This window comes from Paenibacillus sp. FSL K6-2524 (genome assembly GCF_038005525.1).
GTDB lineage: Bacteria > Bacillota > Bacilli > Paenibacillales > Paenibacillaceae > Fontibacillus > Fontibacillus anaericanus.
Genome location: NZ_JBBOSP010000001.1, coordinates 3339253 through 3358952, shown reverse-complemented (window position 1 = coordinate 3358952; position 19700 = coordinate 3339253). Strand labels below are relative to the sequence as shown.

The following is a 19700-nucleotide window of genomic DNA, read 5'->3' as shown; positions in this document are numbered from 1 at the left end:
GACGAAAGGCTAATTGGAGGATGAGTATGAAAATAACTAAGATCAAAGAGAAAGATATAGAAATTGCCGTTATAAGTAGTAGTGAAATACTGATAACGGATGTTCAGTCGGCATTGGATTTGATTGCAACCGTAAATTATGAAACTGGCTGCAATCGAATTATTATGAATAAATCAGCCATCCACGAGGATTTTTTCAACTTATCAACACGACTTGCAGGAGATATATTACAAAAGTTTATAAACTATCACGTAAAAATTGCAATCGTTGGTGATTTTTTTGAGTATTCAAGTAAGAATTTCAAAGACTTTATCTATGAGTGCAACAAAGGGAAGGACATATTTTTCTTGTCGAGTGAACAACAAGCTCTTGATAAATTGAGCATTAGTTAAGATAATCTTGAATTTCGGCTTGCCCGGTCTCAATAATAAACATCCACGGTAACCTTTGGAATAACAAAAGACCTCGTGAACCCATAATAGGGTAACGAGGCCTTTTGTTATTCCAATAACCATTAGGGTACTATTTCTCTGTAATCTTAATTTCCTTAATCTGAATGGTTTCAGTTGGTGAACTCATTTCACCTCTTATATCTGCTTCGACGGGGGTAGCAGCAATATCTTTCACGACATCCATTCCATCCGTAACTTTACCGAAGATGGTGTAATTCGGTTGCATATTCAGTGAGGAACTATCCTCACCTGTACAGATGAAAAACTGGCTTCCATTCGTATTTGCTCCTGCGTTTGCCATAGCTACAATACCAGGCTCATATTGATAAGTTGTCTTCTCATCTTCGAACGAGTATCCAGGACCGCCCTTACCAGTACCTTCTGGATCCCCTGTCTGAACCATAAAAGATTCAATAATACGGTGAAAGATCACGTTGTTGTAGAAACCTTGTTTAGATAAAAAGACAAAGTTATTAACTGTCTTTGGAGCGTCTTTAGCGTATAGTTCGATGGTGAAGGTTCCTTTAGACGTCGTGACTTCAGCTTCATAGGACTTAGCACTGTCGATTTCCATTGCTGGAGGACTGTCCCAGCTCATGGGGGTTGGTGTTTCAGTTGGTGTTTCTGGTTCCGGTGTTGGTGTTGGTGTCGGGGTTGGTGTCGGTTCAACAGGTGTTGTCTGTTCTGTCGTATTCCCCGCCGTTTGGTCTGTTACAGACGTGTCCTTCTTACCGCAGGCACTTAGCAAGAGAACAACAGATATCAAGAGAATTAATGGAAATACTACATACTTCTTTTTCATAAATACTTGTTCCACTCCTTTGTATGATCTTGTCTAATCTTGTCTAATCATACCGATATTTTGTCGAAAATTCCAGTTTACCCGTGCTTATTTGGGCTAGTGACATCAAAAAAGCATCTTCCAAGCTTCATCAGCTTGAAAAGATGCTTTTCCGTTTGTTGATGTTTAGTGACATCCCATATAGCAATTATCCAGTGAATTCCTGAACCCATGCATTATTATAGTAAGCAATACCGATATGAGTATAACTTTTATTCAAAATGTTGGCTTTGTGCCCTGGGCTATTCATCCAATCTTTCATAACCTGTGTAGGAGTCGATTGGCCTTTGGCAATATTTTCACCAGCTGAATTAAAGGAAATCCCAAATTCCTTCATCATATCAAAGGGAGATCCATAGGTGGGTGAATTATGATCAAAGTAGTTGTTATTATACATGTCCTGAGCCTTGGCCATAGCCATTTTTGATAATTCTCCGTCCATACTCAAGGAACCGAGTCCTGCTTTGGACCTTTCTTGATTAACTAAATTCAGAACCTGTTGCGCAAAGATAGAAGAATTTGTTGTGTCACCCTGTGCCTGATCTGTTCTATCAGTGGGAGAGGGTACCTTTTCTGGAGTATTATTGGTAGGTGTCTGATTAACTGGATTTTCAGCCGGGGATTTAATCAGATCCCAAAAGTCTGAAGGTATTCCTTTCGCCTTAAAAGATGAATTGCCTGTTCTCGATGTTGCTGTTGATGATGCCTGTGTACTATTCGTAGTTTGTGTAGCATTATGTTTATTAACATGAGCCTGAACATTCGATTTTGTTGGTTCTGGAGCCACTTGTTTTGCTGACATATCGCTATTTGAAGTACAACCTGTTAGCAGTATGAATACGGCTAACACGATAATTCTTATCATATACCAACCTCCTCAGGACTTTTATGAAGTATTGCCTTTAAGATTTCCTGGCTTCAAGAGATTTATTCCTCTCGACCATGCACATGAAAATTATATTAATGATAACTGGGAGGTACTCTGTTTCGTCATAATGACAGAAAGGAAATTCCATGCTACAATCTGAATGAATAAAAAAATATTCGTTCATTTTCTGGAGTTATAAGTTAATTTCTATAAATTACAGTAGATTTAGTAAAAGGAGGGCAACGACGTGGAAGATAAAAAACTGGCCATTTTTAATAACGCGAAAGAACTGTTCAGTATCAAAGGATTTAAAGATACCAACGTATCAAACATTACAAAAGAGGTAGGTATAGCAGTAGGTACATTTTATAATTACTACTCATCTAAAGAGAAGTTGTTTATGGAGATTTTTCTAGAAGAAAACGTGAAGCTGAAGAAAAGCATCATGGACTCCATTGACTTAAATGATGATCCTTTAAAGTTACTCAAGAAGTTAATAGCATTAAATATAACGGGTATGAACTCAAATCCGATATTAAGACAATGGTATAACAAAGACGTCTTTGGAAAGTTGGAGCAGCAATACCGCGAAGAGAAAGGAATAGATAAGGTTGATTTCATGTATGGTAGTTTTGTGGAGTTGTTCAAACAATGGCAGACAGAAGGGAAAATAAGGGATGATCTTGATATTGAGCTGATAATGGCTTTTTTTACGGCGATTATCAATATGGATACACATAAGGAGGAAATTGGGGTCGAACATTTCCCGCATATTATGGAATACATGGCCGAGTTTGTAATGAATGGCTTAACTGTTTCTCGCAAATAAAATCATTATAGGCAATTATTCTTTGCCTATATATTTTGACTTATTATGAATGAATTTATTTATATTCATTCACATATTAATCTGTAGATCATATATCAATCGTAGGTAAGCTTTTTACAAAATGACACTAATTGAACAGAGGCATGAATGGGCTGCAAGTGAAAGGAGAGCTAACAATGAGCACAGCCGTGGAAGCACAGTCGATGAACTTTGGGATGGGAACAGAGATGACACATAGAGTGTTCGGTGAACATGCTGAAGAAGCACTTAGAGCTGTAAAAGAGGAGTCCGTACGACTAGAAAAAATGCTCAGTTGCTTTATACCCGGAAGCGAGATAAGCAGGATTAACGAGTCTGCAGGCATTAATCGTGTAGCACTGAGCCTTGATACATATGAGGTGCTGTCATGTGCTGCAGAATATTCAAGTTATAGTGAAGGATTATTTGATGTTACCATCGGCCCTTTAGTGAACCTATGGGATTATAAGTATTCGTCCGAAACTCCGGATGAAGTTAGGATAAGACAGGTGATCTCTCTGGTGAACTATGCTGATTTGATATTGAATCCAAGCGATACGACCGCAGGACTTCAAAGAGTGGGGCAGTTCATTGACTTAGGAGGGATAGGTAAAGGCTTTGCCAGTGATCGATTATTAAAGGTATTTAAGACTTTTGGGATGTCATCGGCTTTTACAAATATCGGCGGGAATGTGGCTACCCTAGGTGCAAAACCAAATGGCTCTCCGTGGCGTGTAGGTATTCGGCATCCAAGGCAAGAAAATCGTCTAATTGGCGCTGTGTTTGTGGCTGACAAAGCAGTGGTTACATCTGGAGATTATCAACGATATTTTGTTGATCGTAACGGGAAGAGGCGTCATCATCTCCTGGATCCGAATACGGGATATCCAGCGGAATCAGGATTGATAAGTGTAACCGTAGTATCAGACAGTGCTACAACTGCGGATGCTTTGTCTACCATATTATTTATAGCTGGGATGGAAAGGGGGCTTGAACTACTAAAAAGTTACCCCGGTACCGAAGTCGTATTCGTGAAAAAGGACATACAGGTTTACGTTACGCAAGGGCTGATAGGCAGCTTTCAGACTGATATGGGTATAAGAGCGAATATCATAGATTAAACGATGGGAGACGACCTTAATGAAAAGAAAGGGGAAAAGAATAATGCTTATTGTGGTTATCGTACCGGTGATTCTTGTAGTAGCAGGTTTAGGAGGGGCGTTTCTCTTTACTGCAGGAGAACGTAGTGAAGCAAAAAATCTCCCTATCAAATCGGTAAATTTCAAACAGCTTCATGATGGCACGTATGTTGGAGAATACGAGGGTGGCAAGTACAAATGGAGGGCAAATAAAGTCCAGGTAACCGTCTCTTCGCGCAAAGTTACAGATATTAAGCTATTAGAGCATGCGAAGAATCAGTCGTCAGCTTCCAAAGATGAATTGTTCGGTAGGGTGATCCAGAAGCAGTCGCTACAGGTGGACACTATAAGTGGTGCAACTCTTACCTCTAAAGCGTATCTCAAAGCAATAGAAGACGCGCTTGACGAAGCGCAGGAATAATTACACAGGAATCGAGATGATGATCACATGATTTTTTACTTTTCGGGAACAGGGAACTCGTTATACGCTGCTAAACAGATCGCTCTTCATACGGGCGAGGAGTTAGTTTCAATATCTACCGCTGAAAACAAGGGTGATGAAATCAATGAATATACTCTGAAGGACAATGAGATCATTGGTTTTGTACATCCTATTTATTCATGGGGACCTCCCAAAATTGTACTTGAGTTTATTGAGAAACTTAAGTTGAATAATTACCGTGAAAACTATGTTTTCTCTCTAGTAACTTGTGGAGGTAGCATTGGTAATACGATGAAAGTTATGAAGGATTGTTTAAGCAAAAAAGATATAAAGTTACACAGCGGATTTTCAGTCAAAATGCCAAATAACTTCATTCTTATGGGCGACGTAGATTCACAAGAGATGGAGAACAAAAAGCTTACAGAGGCAGTCGAAACCTTGAAGCGGATCAACCAAGCTATTGAGCGAGGAGTAACGGGAGAATTTAAAGTAGATAAAGGTGCTTTTCCGTGGCTATTAACCGGCATTATAAATCCTATGTTTAATAAAAAACCCATTGATACTACAAAGTTTCATGTAAATGATAATTGCACTGGTTGTGGTACTTGTGAACGGGTTTGTAATTGTAACAACATTAAAGTGGATGAAAAACCACAGTGGGGAGAGCGTTGCACACTCTGTCTTGCATGTGTGCATTATTGCCCTGTGAGAGCAATTCAATATGGGAAAGAAACTGAAAAGAAAGGGAGATATACAAATCCTAATGTAAGGATCGATGAGATCATAAGGAGATAAGTAAGTTAACTGCTTCTATCTTTAAGGTTAATGTAAGGTTCCAATTAATCCCTTGTAAGGTAAGAGCTTTATACTTGTCTTATTACACACTTGAACTTACATTTAGGAGGAGCAACATGAATAAACTTAAACATTGGAAAAATGCATTACCCAGGTACATGATTGCTAGCAGTCTTGTTGTCGCGTTAACAGCTGGCCCTGTATCCGGAATAGGGATAGCAATGGCGGAAAGTCCAACACTACAGAATGATTTATTAGTTGAAGCAGATGCGGTTATCCATCAACTTGCACGCTATCGAGTAGATGCAAGACTTGATGAGAAGAAGATGATGATAACCGGCAAAGAAACCGTGACTTATCGAAACAATACGAAAGATACATTAGACAATGTTGTATTTCACACCTTTGCAGATGCAAATCGTTCAAAAGATACACAGTCAAGTATGTTCCAAAGTTCAAATAAACGAATAGCAGCAGAGAATCCGGATAAGAAACCGGAGGATTTCCTAGGTGGTATTGACATTAAAACTGTGAAGTCGTCAAGTAAACTATTGAAGTTTGATAATACGCATCAGGCACTTACTGTTAGATTAGGTCAAGCATTGCAACCCGGGCAATCCATCACGCTGGAACTTGATTTTGAAGTGAAAATTCCTTATGGTTCGCAGCGGTTGTCCTACTATAGAAATATTATCAACGGAGCTCATTGGTTTCCTGTCCTCTCGGTCTATGACCCCACAGAGCATACGTGGAACAAAACACCTTACAGCTCTACATTTGAATCCGACTATTATGATTCTGCAGATTACCAGGTAACTTTGAATGTTCCCGCCGATTATCAGGTTTCCATGCCTGGAGCACTGACCGTACAGGAAGCCGAAGTGGGACGCAAGACGGTAACGGCCACTGCGAATAACACGAGAGAATTTGTCTTATTCGCGAGTCCGGATTTTAAAGTGGAAAGTGTTACTCGAGACGGTCTGACAGTTCAATACTATTACTTTGAGAATCAGAAAGACAAAAAGCAGATTATTGATCAATATATTGATCAAGCCTTTAAGGTCATAGACTTCTTCAGCGAAAAGTATGGTAAATATCCTTATCCAGAGTTCAGAATTGTTGAATCGTATGTTGAAGGCGTCGCTGTCGAATTTTCGCGAATGATTCAAATGGGTATGATCCAAGGGCAACCTGATATTGCGAACAATTCAGCATTTGTCCATGAAATTGCACATCAATGGTTTCATTCCTTAATTGGAAATGATTCGGAGACGGAGTCATTTCTGGATGAAGGATTTGCCGATTTCTCTATGGTTTATTTCTATGAAAAACAGGAAGTTCCATTAAATGGATTTAAGTTGATCCAATTCGATGAAGTATCAATAGATAGTCCAATTGTTTCGACTAATGATACGGTAGGGGATTCTCCCGACGCCATTTTTTATAAGAAAGGTAGACAAGCCATCTATGAGTTGTATCGTACGCTTGGAGAAGAGAAGTTTGATGAATTGATGCAAACATATTTTGACCAGTACGTATACAAAAATGCAACGATTGACGGACTACTGCAGATCATTGAGAACAAAGCGGGTAAAAAGGTTAGGGACAATTGGGAAGCAGATTTACGCAACCCTAATTATTCTTTGAGGCCTGAATATCGTCTAACAGCGGACGAGGAAGCCGCTTATATGCACGAACAATTTAAATCAATATACCATTCGGTGTTTGTCCAGTTCCCAGAGGTGCCAGTTGAAACGATGAGCCGAATAATCGATAAAACGTTGCAGGGCGAGGCACTAACGATTATCATGAGCGACGGTCAGATATCGGACCATACAAAAAAACAACAGGATCAACTGCTCAACCAGATTCAAGGCTTTATGCAAATAGCGGGTCTAAAACCAACAGTTATAACAGAACGCCAAGTATTGAAAAACAAGCTTAGACAGGATTTAGGGGATAGCAATGTCATTGTAATCGGCAAACCGGATACGAATGGATTTATACAAGCCTTGAAGTCCGGAATCATCAAACGTGCTGATACAGTCGATTTTAAATGGCGGGATATCATGAATAAGAATAATCAATCCGGAGCTTACATTATCAAACATCCGTATAACCAGAATCGTCTCATGTTACATTATTTTTGGACAGGGGACCAATTAAGTAAGCAGGCATCAGATCTATTTATGGATAAAGCATCGGAATCATTGAGTTTCTCAAACCATTTCTATCAATATTATGTGATGAATAACGTAGGTAAGATCAGCAACGAACATAAAGTCGAAAATCCGTATGCGAAACTATTTGCGGATTAATGGTTGATACTCTTATATATTTTCAGTTTACATTTACAAATCTAGAAAAATAGATATAATGATTTGTATGGAACCTACATTGATTTATAAAGCTTTGTCTAACGAGACTCGTAGTCAAATTATGCAATGGTTAAAGAATCCAGAGGAGTTCTTTGATGAACAGCCTTATTTACAACAAGGCCTCAATTTTCAAATTGGAGTATGTGTAGGAGATATTCAGTCTAAAGCAGGACTTGCACAGTCTGTTATCTCCAGTTATTTGTTGACTATGCAAAAAGCTGGTTTGCTGGAATCAGAGCGAATTGGAAAGTGGACGTACTATCGCCGGAACGAAGAGACTATACAGGCATTTTCCGAGTACATCCAAAAGAAACTATAAACAGGGAGGAGGTACTTTTTTTTAAGATAATGCATCTATAAATCTGTATATGTATATATAATGGAGGATTACATTAAAAATGAAAAAGGTTAACCCTTTACTTATCGTTATTCTGGCTATTGGCGTATTTGGCATTATCACAACTGAAATGGGGATTATAGGAGTCCTCCCACAGGTTACTCAAAAATTTAATATATCAACTTCACAGGCCGGATGGCTCGTAAGTATATTTTCTTTAGTCGTTGCCATTTCAGGTCCATTCCTAACACTACTCGCTTCCGGTATTAATCGTAAAGCTATTCTATTAACCGCTGTGTTTATTTTTGCGATTTCAAATATTGTTTATGCCTATACGACCATGTTCGATGTGATGCTAATTTTTCGGATTATCCCTGCTATTTTTCATCCCGTCTTTTTTTCGGTTGCCCTTGTAACAGCAGTTCAACTTGTCCCTCCGGAAAAGAGCACCAACGCGGTCACCAAGGTTTTCGCCGGAATAACGGTTGGATTTGCTTTTGGTGTTCCTTTGACCTCTTATCTCGCGGACAAAATTTCGTTAGAAGTCGCATTCCTGTTTGGAGCAGTGGTAAGTATAATTGCCTTTGTAGGGATCCTAACTTGGCTTCCTTCCATGCCAGTTAAGGAAAAAATGTCTTATGGTAAGCAGCTTGGTATTTTACGCAAACCTCAATTGTGGTTAAATATTGTGACCGTTATTTTTATCTTTGCAGCTATGTTTTCAGTGTACAGCTACTTTGCTGAATATCTTGGACAAGTAACACATATGAACGGGTCATGGATTAGTATCATGTTAATGACCTTTGGTATTATCATGATTTTTGGGAACTTTTTATTTGGGAGCCTTTTGCATAAAAGTATTACAAAGACCGTAATCATGTTTCCTCTGCTATATGCTGTGACTTACTTATTCGTTTATTATCTAGGTTCTTATTTCATTCCGACGGTTATGATCGTGCTCATTTGGGGGATAGTGCATTCCGGCGGACTCATTATCAGTCAAGCATGGTTAACGAATGAGGCGAAAGAAGCTCCCGAATTCGGTAACAGCTTGTTTATCTCATTTTCCAATCTCGGGATTACTATAGGGACTTCTATTGGTGGATGGTTTATTTCTCACTTAGGAATACATCAACTCATTTGGAGCGGAATCATGTTTGCAGTGTTTGCGTTCTTAGTGATTATGATAAAAGTAAAAATCACCAAATCAAACGTAATGAAAGGAACATAAGTTAGGCTCAACGGATAAGTTGTTGAAGAAGGTAACTACTTTTGTATGGAGAATAGTTAATCAAATACTATCGACTTTAAGAGGAGAAATTATGTTTAATGAGATGAAAGAAATAATATTAAAAGAGATTAATGCGAAATACCCAATTAAAATGAATGAAATTAAGGAAATCACCAATGAAATGTTTCGTTGTAGCGATAATGGGAATGAATATTTTGCTCGTATAACTAGTTATAAGTCATATGAAGAACAACAGGAAGAATTAAAATGGATAGACTTTTTAGGTAAACAAGGAATAGGAGTTCCTTCAGTAGTTCCTTCTTCAGAAGGTAATTTAGTCGAAACAGGAAATTTCCCTCAAGAAAAATGTATTGTTCTATTTAAAGCTGCCAAAGGAATTCATTTGCCTCGTCCTAATTGGAATAGTGAAATATTCAAGGATCTGGGCCGAGAAATCGGTAAAATGCACCGAATTACTGCGCAGTATGAGAGTCAAACCGAATTGGAATATATTAAAGCGTGGAATGAAAATGAAGAGTATTGTTTTCTAAAGTATATCCCTGCTGGAGAAACTGTAATTAGAGAGTTAGCTCAGACCGTTTTAGCTGAGGTTCAACAATTACCTAGAAACAGCAATACATATGGCTTGCTACACGGGGATATATGGTTGGAGAATGTGTTAGTGGCAGATCAGTCAGATATCACCATCATAGATTTTCAAGATTGTGAGCGACATTATTATCTTTATGATTTAGTAGTTCCGATATATTCGGCACTTGAATTTTCGTTCGCTGGAAACAGTAATATGAATGATTATGCTCAATCTATTGCTGAATCTTTGTTTTTGGGTTATGCAGAAGAACACCGTTTACCGCTAGACATGATTGAAAATCTACCTTTGTTTTTTAAACTAAAAGAGATTTTTGAATATTGTCTAATGCATATGTACTGGGATGCAAACAGTTTAAGTGAAGAACAGGTTAGGATATTAAATCTTTACCGATTCCGTTTGGAAAATAACTACTTATCCATTTGTTTGAATTATGAATGTATAACAAATCTGATTGAGAAAAAGTATGCGAATAACGGTTAGATTTTTTTATGAAAAAGATGCAACTTGACATGAAAGTAGATTCAAAGATATTATAGATAAACTAAATCCTTGATTGAGGTGAAACTAACGATGAAATTTACAAAGGCGACGAATTATGCTCTGCACACTATGCTCATGCTCGTTGAAGGTTCTCCGGTTAAGCCGGTAGGCGTTCAGCAGTTGGCTGAATCACAAGGCGTTTCACCAACCTATCTTTCCAAAATTTTGACGAGGCTTGTAAAAGCAGGCATGATCGAGTCGATTTCCGGAGCCAACGGAGGTTATAGGTTAACCCGCAAAAAAGACGAGATTACGTTGTTGGACATCATCCACGCCATTGAGGGTACTGCATCCTTATTTGAATGTAATTTTGTCCACGGCGACGAATGCTTGATTCAAGCAGCAATGAAGGAAGCGGAAGAGAAAATGGAGCGGTATCTCAAAAACACGAAATTGGTGGACCTGGCCCAAAAGAAAACACTTGTTTAAGCTGAGCCACTTTATGTTGAAAGAAAGAGAGGATTCGCTACATACATAAAGTGTTTTTTTATCTCTATTGTAGATATAATGAATCTTCAATATCTTTAAATGGTTGTAAAACTGGAATATAAGAAATTAATAAGGTGGAATAGTTAAATGAATTTTTTAATAGAGCCATTCTTAGCCGTACAGTTATTCAATACGGGAAACTATATCCTTACTTTTTTATCCTTAGCTTGTTGCTTACTGCTGGGACTGCTGGCTACATTTTTTGTTAGAAGTGTATCCTTAGACGAATAAACAAATCCAAAAACCAATTCGGATAAGCTCGTCTACATATAATAATATTCCTTATATAAACATATTTCACTATTCAGCCCAGTTTATTGGTTGTACTAGCTTGGTTATACTAGTTATACTAGAGAAAGTGGAAGATAGGATATGAAAGAGACAAGGGGCTGAGTGCAAGTTGAGAAAAAAAATCTTGATGGCAACTGGATTAGTTGTTGTTGCTGTAGGGGCGTACATGCTTGTTGGAGGCGGAGGCAATGAAAAAAAAGCTTCTAACGCAATTAATGTGCAAGAGATTAAACAATTGGTAAATGATTATAGTGTGGGCAACATAGAAGACCAATCTGCATCCATCACATCTGAGCAACTTATCGTGAACGCTGACACCGGAAGCTCGAAAACCTATGACCTACCTGAAGACGAGTTTTTTGTCTCCATCGCACCGTATGTTGCAGAAACCCATCCTTGTGCAATCCACAGTTTGACTGGCTGTCAAGGAGAGATGGTGGAGAAAGAGTTTAAAGTATCCGTCGACGACATGGAAGGCAACGTGATATTAGACCAAACTATGAAATCCCAAGCTAACGGATTTATCGATCTATGGCTCCCACGTGACAAAAAGTATCGTGTAACGATTGAGCAGGACGGAAAAACGGCGGAGTCCGAGATTTCCACGTTCAAAGACGACAACACTTGTATCACAACTATGCAATTACTTGAGAAAACAAGCGCATAATTGAGTGTTATTTAGGACTTAATTCGGTCTATACCAAATTAGGTATATTCCAAGCATAGCAAAGTGGTAGTCTAAAACTATAATGTTTTAGACTGCCACTTTTTTGTGTTGAAAGCGAAAGCGCAATATCATACAAGAAAAGTTTAATCATAAATGGTATTTTTAGAATTGTCATTACAGCATAGGAGAGTAGGTAAATGTTAAATGAAATCCGCACGGTTCATCTTGATTCTGATTTAGACATCGAAGCTTATCGATTTAAAGGAATCATGCAAAAGTTTCCTGCTCACTTCCATGAATATTATGTGATCGGCTTTATTGAAGCAGGGCAACGTTATTTAGTGTGCAAAGGTGAAGAATACATCATTAATCCAGGAGATTTGTTATTGTTCAACCCGCTTGATACACATAGCTGCGAGCAGATCGATGGCAAAACATTGGATTATCGCTGCATCAATGTAAAGCCAGAAGTAATGAAAAAGGCAGTGTTGGAAGTTACGGGTCATGAGAATCTTCCTTATTTCAAACAAAGCGTTTTATATCATAGCGAAGTTGTATCTAATTTAAAAGAGCTACATTTAAAAATTTCAAACAAAGAGAGTGGATTTAAGAAGGAGGAGTTATTTTTATACTTATTGGAAGAGCTCATTCAAACGCAATCTGACCTTACGATCCTTCCAACAGCGTCTGAACCCTCTTATGAAATCAATACAGTGTGTAACTACTTGGAGGAAAATTACACGAAGACAATTACGCTTAATGATTTAAGTGACCTAACCGGATGGAGCAAATATCACTTACTAAGGACTTTCACCAGAAAAATGGGAATCTCACCTAACAGCTATTTGGAAACGATTCGAGTAAATCAAGCAAAGAAACTATTGGAACAAGGTATAAAGCCAATTGAAGTGACCTTCTTAACAGGATTTAGTGATCAAAGTCATTTAACCAAATTCTTTAAAAGACAAGTTGGGTTAACACCAAAACAATATATGAGAATCTTTGAAAGTGAGGAGCAAGATGGATAATTTACTAGCATATATCTTAATGGCCCTAATGATGTCTATGTTGCCCGGTACGGATACGGTACTTATAATGAAAAATACACTCAACCACGGCGCAAAGGCCGGACGTTATACGATACTCGGGATGGCGACAGGTCTTACCTTCTGGACAATTATTGTTGTTCTCGGTTTATCAGTTGTCATTGCCCAGTCCGTAGTTCTCTTCAATACTATAAAGTATTTGGGAGCAGCCTACTTGTTTTACATTGGAATAAGATCTTTTTTTGCTAAAAGTACACTTTCATTTGAGGATGTTCAAGCAGATAGTCAGCTTTCTTTGGAAAAGATATCTCACAATCATTCTAAGGAATCCTATTTACAAGGAGTAATCAGTAATATTCTTAACCCTAAGACCGTTTTGGTCTACATCACATTTATGCCTCAATTCATTGATCTTAAAGGAGACACCAATCAACAACTGATTGTTTTAGGATTAATCCTTACTTTAATAGCAGTGGGATGGTTTTTGATCTTAGTGTTCCTATTAGACCATGTGAAAAAGTGGCTCAAAAAGCCTAGGTTTCAAAACGTGTTTCAAAAATCTACCGGAGTAATGTTAATAGGGTTTGGAGTAAAAACGGTATTATAAAGATGAAGTTGACCTATCTATGTAAGCTATCGTATAATAAATTTCTGTGTTTAGGTTCTAGTAAGTTAATAACTCAAACTCGATCCAGTTGGATAGAGTGGCGGAATTTTGTCAGAGATGTATTCTTTGGTTTCATTCGCCCCTTGTCGTTATAAGACAAGGGGCTTTCTTATGTCACAACCGGTATCTACAGAAAGGGAAGTGGTTCATGATGAATATTAGGATGTTGAAATATGCTGCACTAGTGTTAATAGGTGCCATTAGTTATGGAGTTCTCTCTACGATTATGAAGCTAGGATTTAAAGATGGGTTTACGATGCAGGAATTAGTTGGGTCACAATACTTTTTTGGTTGGTGTATTTTGCTACTCATGGTTTTATTATTTTCCCGTAGAAGATTGGGTTTAAAAGCAGGTGTTTCTCTATTAGGCGCTGGAATCACCATCAGTTTAACAGGTATATTCTACGGGTTAGCCGTCGAACAATTGCCCGCGTCGATCGCGGTTGTACTCTTGTTCCAATTTACTTGGATTGGAGTTATTCTAGAGGCCGTTGTAGAAAGAACCTTTCCGAGCCGAGATAAGTGTATATCGATTGTAATACTCATCATCGGAACGCTATTGGCAGGTGGCGTCTTTGAGCCAAGTGAAGGTGAAATAACGACTAGCGGTATTATTTGCGGGTTAGTGTCAGCTGTGACATTTGCTTTATATATCTTTGTAAGTGGAAGAGTAGCTACTGGGGTACCTGTGATTAACAAAAGCTTGTACATGTTGACTAGTGCATTGATTGTAGTGTTAGTCGTGTTCTCACCTTCATTTATTTACGATGGAGCTATTCCAAATGGACTGTGGAAGTTTGGTATCCCGTTAGCATTGTTGGGTTCCATTATACCTGTCATTTTCTTTTCTATCGGAGTCCCAAAAGTCGGGTCAGGTCTGGCAACGATTCTAGGGGCAACGGAATTACCAGCAGCTGTAGTTGCCTCAGTCTTAGTGCTACAAGAGGATGTTTCAGCACTACGCTGGGTCGGAATTGCAGCACCGCAATTATTGCCGTTGTGGAAGAGGAAAGGGTCCTCAAAAGCATCTCTGCAAAAGGTAGAACTTTGAGTTTCTCTCTGGTATCGATAGCAAGACAGCGATGATTCCATACCATTCTATTTCGCTAATAGAATAATATTTCAATAATGAAAGGGGCAGCCACGTGGCAGCCTCTTTATTCAGTTAACAGGCACTTTAGCTGAACAAGAACATGTACAAGCAGAGTAGAAGCAGGAATTGTAAAAACTTTAGAGAATTAGTTTCGGATGAATAGAGTATGCATCAATAGCACCCGGGGGGCAAAGAAAATGAAAGAGGAAATAATCAAACTAGAACATATAGGGATTAATGTAAAGTATTCATTAGATTATAAGGAAGTTGTTTTGTTTCTACACTTTAGTGGTGGGAATTTGAATATGTGGGAAGGAATTATCCCACAATTTGCAGACAAATACAGTGTAATTGCGCCGGATTTTCGAGGACATGGCAAATCAGACAAGCCTTTAACTGGATATCATATTGATGATATGGCTAATGACATTTATATATTGTTGCAGCGATTAAATGTAATTCACTGTCATATTGTAGGTAGCTCAATGGGGGCTGAGATTGGTCTTAGTTTAGCTGCTTCACATCCAGAACTGGTCAAATCCCTTATTTGTGAAGGCGCTCTATGTAATGAATTTGGAGAACATGGGTTATTTAATGGTACAGAGGATGAGATCGAACAGAACAAAGAAGTTCAACGGGCTCAATTAGCCGAAAGAATTGAACGTGTTTTTAAAACTAAAGACGAGTACATCGAGGAAGAACGAGAAGAATTTGTTCAAGAAGGATTATGGAATGAATATTTCTTAGCTTACTTTGAAAACAATCTTCAACAGATGAAAGACGGTAATTTTACATATTGCTATTTGAACCATGTTAGAACCGAATATATTCATAAATACTGGGATGTGAAATTTGAGCAATATTACGAAAAGGTACAATGTCCTGTTCTGTTCCTTCCTGGCGAAGAAGAATGGGAGGATGAGAAAATTAGAAAGAGTCTACATACGTTCGCTAGTCTATTGGATATATATGAAATTGAGCGTATAGAAAAATCTATCCATGCTTATGTCTGGATGCAACTTCCGATAGCAGCAGGCGAAGTGGCAAAGAGGTTCATTAGTAAACATGCTGAATAAAGGACCGTGTTATGTTCGTTGCTTCTAAAATCAATTTCTGGTATCATCTTGTCAACATATTAAACATATTAAATAAGTTGCTTAATGAGGTGATACCATTTATGAATGATCTACTAATAAACGCTAAAGATATGAAAAAAGTCATCCTCCAAAGTATACGAACCCTTCTTATAGAGCTAGGAAGTTCAACGAAAGTTGAGCTTAGTCAAAAGTTAGGCATCAGTTTCCCGACCATCAGCAAGTTCTTGTCCCAAATGGAGGACGATGGGGAAGTTATTTTAGCTGGTATGGATGATTCTAACGGTGGCAGACGAGCAAAGAGATATCGCTACAATCCTGAATTTATGTTGGGCTTAGCCATATTTTTAGAGAAAAATGAAACGAATTATACTGTTTTTAATTGTTTGGGAGAATTGAAGGACCAGGGGAAGATAGCAAGCTTATTGATGGAAGATGCATCAGACGTTACTAAGCATATTGAGGAAATTATAGAGAAACACCCCAAGATTAGTTCAATCGCAATCGGCGTTCCTGCCTCAGTCAAGGATGGGCAAATCATTTATATACCGAACTATGAGCAGTTTCATCATTTTGATTTGAAAGGATATTTTGAGGAGCGTTTCTCTATTCCTGTTGTCGTAGAGAACGATATGAATGCGGCAGTTCTCGGATATAGCAATAACAATAAAATTGAGCATAATCCGTCACTAGTCTATTTGTATCTCGGACAAAATGGTCCTGGTGCCGGTATTATCGTCAATGGCGATGTAATACGAGGTAATTCATTTTTCTCAGGGGAGATTGCTTTCGTGCCTCAGTATGATGACCGGAATTTTGGGGACTCATTAAAGAGAAGAACAGAATTAGACAAAACAAATCTTCAACAAGAGCAGGAAATAGATGCTATTAGTCGGATGGTAGTTACATTTACCGCTATGCTTAACCCTCGGACCATTATTTTTCATTCCGATGAAGTAGATGAGTCTATGCTTAATCAAATCACTAACAGGAGTGCCACTTATATTCCCACCGAACACCTACCAGAACTTACGCTAAGTAATTGGATGCAAGATTATTTATATGGACTACAGAGTCTTGCACTTGATCTCATGGTTTCGGGAACGAGTATTCACATGGATGGAGAGCATGAGTGAACCATTTCAATTAAAGTTGAGGAGCATGTTTCGTGGCTCCTTTTTTTTATTTGTTCAAGAAATGGATGATTAAGGAAATACGCAACTCAATAGTATAATTTTAACAACTTAACTTCGTTACATTTGCGTAACCCAATAGATTCTTTTACGTATAAAGATAAGAACATGAGCCGATGAATTTGTGCTGCTTGAATTTGAATCATTTTTCACCCCTGGAGAAACCCTTGCGTGTTTAATGAATACATTTTAAATAAAACTAAAAGTTGAGGTAATCCATCGTATGAATGTGGTATTTACAGAACATGCCGATACATGGTATCGGGAAGCTGAGCAGAAGGCAGCTCAGTATTTTGCATTACTTTATGATCAGGTCATCACAAAGACTTATGTACCTACGTTAACAGAAGATATTCAATTGTGGAAAAGAGACCATATTTCTCATCATTCATTGCTATCTTTATTCTCGAGAGGAAAGAGACAACCTGATTCTACGGATTATCATAGATATATTCAATGGCTAAATTATACCGGAAAATTAGATGGATACTTGGATCGAAGTGTTTCCTATATGTACATGCGGGATCTAGGCAAAGCTCTGGATTCTTCTGATACACAGACCAGGATTCAGCGTGTAGTTGCCGATGTAAAAAAACACTTAATTCGGTCCACGAGATCAAATGAAGGTGACCAACCTGATTATATAAGTTTGGCTGGGGTATATCGATGGGCACAGAAGGAAGGTGTAGAAAACGCCACAATCTGGGTGATAAATAAACTTAAGCAAGTATCTGCCCATATCCCGAAGGAAATGAATGCAGAGCATGCCCAGCGCAAACTGATCAAAATCATTATCGGAGTTATTCTACATGTGGTTGAAGAGATGGATGCTAACATATCACCTGCGGAACGCGCCCTGAGACTTGATGAAGCCATCCGACTGGGGTATTCCTATGGACTTACCTATCCTTTTATTGACGATCTTCTGGATTCTGGGGTCTTACATCCTGCGGAGAAAGAACAATATTCCCGTATGATTGAAACTGCGATTCTCACTGGAACGGTACCGGAAATAGGAGAGTGGGATGGAGATAACAAGGAGTTTATACATTATGTACACTTGGAGCTTCGAGAGGCTTTTGAGTATATTAAGAGCTATCAGCCACCGGATAAGCTGCATACATTTTTCGAGCAGTCTTATGTGTTTTTTCATTCTCAGGATATCGACCGTGTTAAGGATCTATCGAATGCGAGTTACACCAATGAAGAGCTTTATATACCTATCATTTTAAAGTCCTCTTCTTCGAGGTTGATTGTACGTTCTGTTATGAGTGCACCTGAGGATGAGAGCTTTGAACAGCGTACATTCTTTTATGGCATCTATAACCAGTTAGCTGATGATTTTGCGGATATGTTTGATGATATGAGAGACGGGGCTGTAACACCTTATACTTATTATTTAAAATATCGTGGTCAGCGCTCTGACCTAATCAATCCTTTTGAATTATACTGGGCTGTCATCTCCCATTTGATCCATACGGTGTACCACTCCGATGCTAAGACCCGTGAGGTGGTACTGGATCGTGCGATCAACGGTCTAAAACGTTGTAAGCAACGTCTAGGGATTGAAAAGTATAACGAAATCATGGAGATCTTTGCTTCCGGAAATCCGGAGTTCAATCGTCTCATCCAGCGCATGGTTAAAAAAGCGGATGACGTGGATTTCTTCGATAAACTGCTTCGGGACCAGATGGTGTCCGTTCTTAGAAACAATCGGAAAGAGAAGGAAACCTTCGCCGATACGGTCAAAACAGTCCGACATCAAATCAACCTCCAATTGCAGATTCCCAAGTATAACGGGATTGCTCCAATAAGAGAATCGCTTATCGATGCAGCAAATTATAGTCTTGAAGGGGATGGAAAGCGTCTACGTCCCATATTGACTTGGGTCATGGCCGTTAACGAATATGGCTTACATCCTACGGCGATTGTGCCGCTTCTGAGATCAATAGAGTATATGCATACCGCATCTTTGATCTTTGATGATCTTCCATCGCAAGATAATGCGTCTATTCGAAGAGGCCGCCCAACACTGCATCAGGTTCATAATAGTGCCACTGCGGAATTAACCGGACTGTATCTGATTCAGAAGGCGATTGAAGAACAATCATCCCTCAATGAGTTCGATGCTACAACTGTCTTAGCCCTGATTAAATATTCGTCCCAGAAAGCAGGAGATATGTGTATGGGACAAGAAATGGACTTGCATTCTAGAGGAAAAACATTGACACTAGAGCAATTGAATACGATATGTTTCTACAAAACTGGAATTGCGTTTGAGGCTTCTCTAGTTATGCCTGCCATTCTCGCTAAGGTTCATGAGACGGAAATAGCATCATTGAAAAAATTTGCCTATCACGCAGGCATAGCCTTTCAAATTATGGATGATTTGCTTGATTTGGAAGGAGATCATCTCGTACTAGGTAAACCTATTGGCCAGGATGTTGAAAATAACAATTCAACTTTTGTCTCCATTCTTGGTCATGAGGGTGCCAGGAAAGAAATGTGGGAACACTACTGCCTAGCTATGGAAGCATTGCAAGAGATCCCTCGGAATATCGTGTTTCTGAAACACTTATTGAATTATATTGTTAATCGGGACCGTTAATAAGATTGTCGTACATGGTAGATATACTTTGTATAGCATAGGGGGCTATAGTATAATCTATTTATGACG

Annotated in this window: 19 protein-coding genes; 17 read left to right on the top strand and 2 right to left on the bottom strand. The window is 38.6% G+C overall.

Annotation, left to right across the window (positions count from 1 at the left end; genetic code table 11):
- Positions 1-26: 26 nt before the first annotated feature.
- Complete coding sequence (locus tag NST85_RS15345) at positions 27-392, top strand: DUF4180 domain-containing protein (protein WP_341189715.1); 366 nt, start codon at positions 27-29, stop codon at positions 390-392.
- Positions 393-522: 130 nt separating this feature from the next.
- Here the strand turns inward: NST85_RS15345 and NST85_RS15340 are convergent, their stop codons facing one another.
- Positions 523-1254, bottom strand: a complete 732-nt coding sequence (locus NST85_RS15340; RefSeq protein WP_341189714.1) for a peptidylprolyl isomerase — start codon at positions 1252-1254, stop codon at positions 523-525.
- A 187-nt stretch (positions 1255-1441) separates the two neighbouring features.
- On the bottom strand, positions 1442-2158 hold the full coding sequence (locus NST85_RS15335) for a CAP domain-containing protein (protein WP_341189713.1): 717 nt from the start codon (positions 2156-2158) through the stop codon (positions 1442-1444).
- Between the two features lie 250 nt (positions 2159-2408).
- Here NST85_RS15335 and NST85_RS15330 point away from each other — a divergent pair, with 250 nt between their 5' ends.
- The 16 genes from NST85_RS15330 (at position 2409) to NST85_RS15255 (ending at position 19631) form a co-directional block, all read left to right on the top strand.
- Positions 2409-2990, top strand: a complete 582-nt coding sequence (locus tag NST85_RS15330; RefSeq protein ID WP_127192762.1) for a TetR/AcrR family transcriptional regulator — start codon at positions 2409-2411, stop codon at positions 2988-2990.
- Positions 2991-3166: 176 nt separating this feature from the next.
- Positions 3167-4129, top strand: coding sequence for an FAD:protein FMN transferase (locus NST85_RS15325; protein WP_341189712.1), 963 nt, complete (start codon positions 3167-3169; stop codon positions 4127-4129).
- Between the two features lie 19 nt (positions 4130-4148).
- Entirely contained in the window at positions 4149-4568 is a 420-nt protein-coding gene (locus NST85_RS15320; protein ID WP_341189711.1) for an FMN-binding protein, read from the top strand.
- A gap of 27 nt (positions 4569-4595) precedes the next feature.
- Complete coding sequence (locus NST85_RS15315) at positions 4596-5384, top strand: EFR1 family ferrodoxin (protein ID WP_341189710.1); 789 nt, start codon at positions 4596-4598, stop codon at positions 5382-5384.
- Between the two features lie 116 nt (positions 5385-5500).
- Positions 5501-7702: a M1 family metallopeptidase gene (locus tag NST85_RS15310; protein ID WP_341189709.1), complete on the top strand. Its 2202-nt coding sequence runs from the start codon at positions 5501-5503 to the stop codon at positions 7700-7702.
- A 67-nt stretch (positions 7703-7769) separates the two neighbouring features.
- Positions 7770-8081 carry an ArsR/SmtB family transcription factor gene (locus NST85_RS15305; RefSeq protein WP_341189708.1) on the top strand — a complete coding sequence of 104 codons (312 nt, stop codon included), beginning with the start codon at positions 7770-7772 and terminating at the stop codon, positions 8079-8081.
- A 79-nt stretch (positions 8082-8160) separates the two neighbouring features.
- Complete coding sequence (locus NST85_RS15300) at positions 8161-9330, top strand: MFS transporter (RefSeq protein WP_127192756.1); 1170 nt, start codon at positions 8161-8163, stop codon at positions 9328-9330.
- Between the two features lie 91 nt (positions 9331-9421).
- The gene (locus tag NST85_RS15295; protein ID WP_341189707.1) at positions 9422-10423 is read left to right on the top strand and encodes a phosphotransferase enzyme family protein; all 1002 of its coding nucleotides are present in this window, start codon (positions 9422-9424) and stop codon (positions 10421-10423) included.
- Between the two features lie 90 nt (positions 10424-10513).
- Positions 10514-10912 carry an Rrf2 family transcriptional regulator gene (locus NST85_RS15290; RefSeq protein ID WP_341189706.1) on the top strand — a complete coding sequence of 133 codons (399 nt, stop codon included), beginning with the start codon at positions 10514-10516 and terminating at the stop codon, positions 10910-10912.
- Between the two features lie 478 nt (positions 10913-11390).
- The gene (locus NST85_RS15285) at positions 11391-11930 is read left to right on the top strand and encodes a CueP family metal-binding protein (RefSeq protein WP_370877684.1); all 540 of its coding nucleotides are present in this window, start codon (positions 11391-11393) and stop codon (positions 11928-11930) included.
- 197 nt (positions 11931-12127) lie between these two features.
- Positions 12128-12958 carry an AraC family transcriptional regulator gene (locus NST85_RS15280; RefSeq protein ID WP_341189705.1) on the top strand — a complete coding sequence of 277 codons (831 nt, stop codon included), beginning with the start codon at positions 12128-12130 and terminating at the stop codon, positions 12956-12958.
- Entirely contained in the window at positions 12951-13583 is a 633-nt protein-coding gene (locus NST85_RS15275) for a LysE family translocator (protein WP_127192751.1), read from the top strand. The genes NST85_RS15280 and NST85_RS15275 overlap by 8 nt, the downstream gene beginning before the upstream one ends.
- Before the next feature lie 217 nt (positions 13584-13800).
- Entirely contained in the window at positions 13801-14694 is an 894-nt protein-coding gene (locus tag NST85_RS15270; RefSeq protein ID WP_341191118.1) for an EamA family transporter, read from the top strand.
- A 239-nt stretch (positions 14695-14933) separates the two neighbouring features.
- Positions 14934-15812 carry an alpha/beta fold hydrolase gene (locus tag NST85_RS15265; RefSeq protein ID WP_341189704.1) on the top strand — a complete coding sequence of 293 codons (879 nt, stop codon included), beginning with the start codon at positions 14934-14936 and terminating at the stop codon, positions 15810-15812.
- Between the two features lie 101 nt (positions 15813-15913).
- On the top strand, positions 15914-16966 hold the full coding sequence (locus NST85_RS15260; RefSeq protein WP_127192749.1) for an ROK family transcriptional regulator: 1053 nt from the start codon (positions 15914-15916) through the stop codon (positions 16964-16966).
- 280 nt (positions 16967-17246) lie between these two features.
- Entirely contained in the window at positions 17247-19631 is a 2385-nt protein-coding gene (locus NST85_RS15255; protein ID WP_341189703.1) for a polyprenyl synthetase family protein, read from the top strand.
- The last annotated feature ends 69 nt before the right edge of the window (positions 19632-19700 follow it).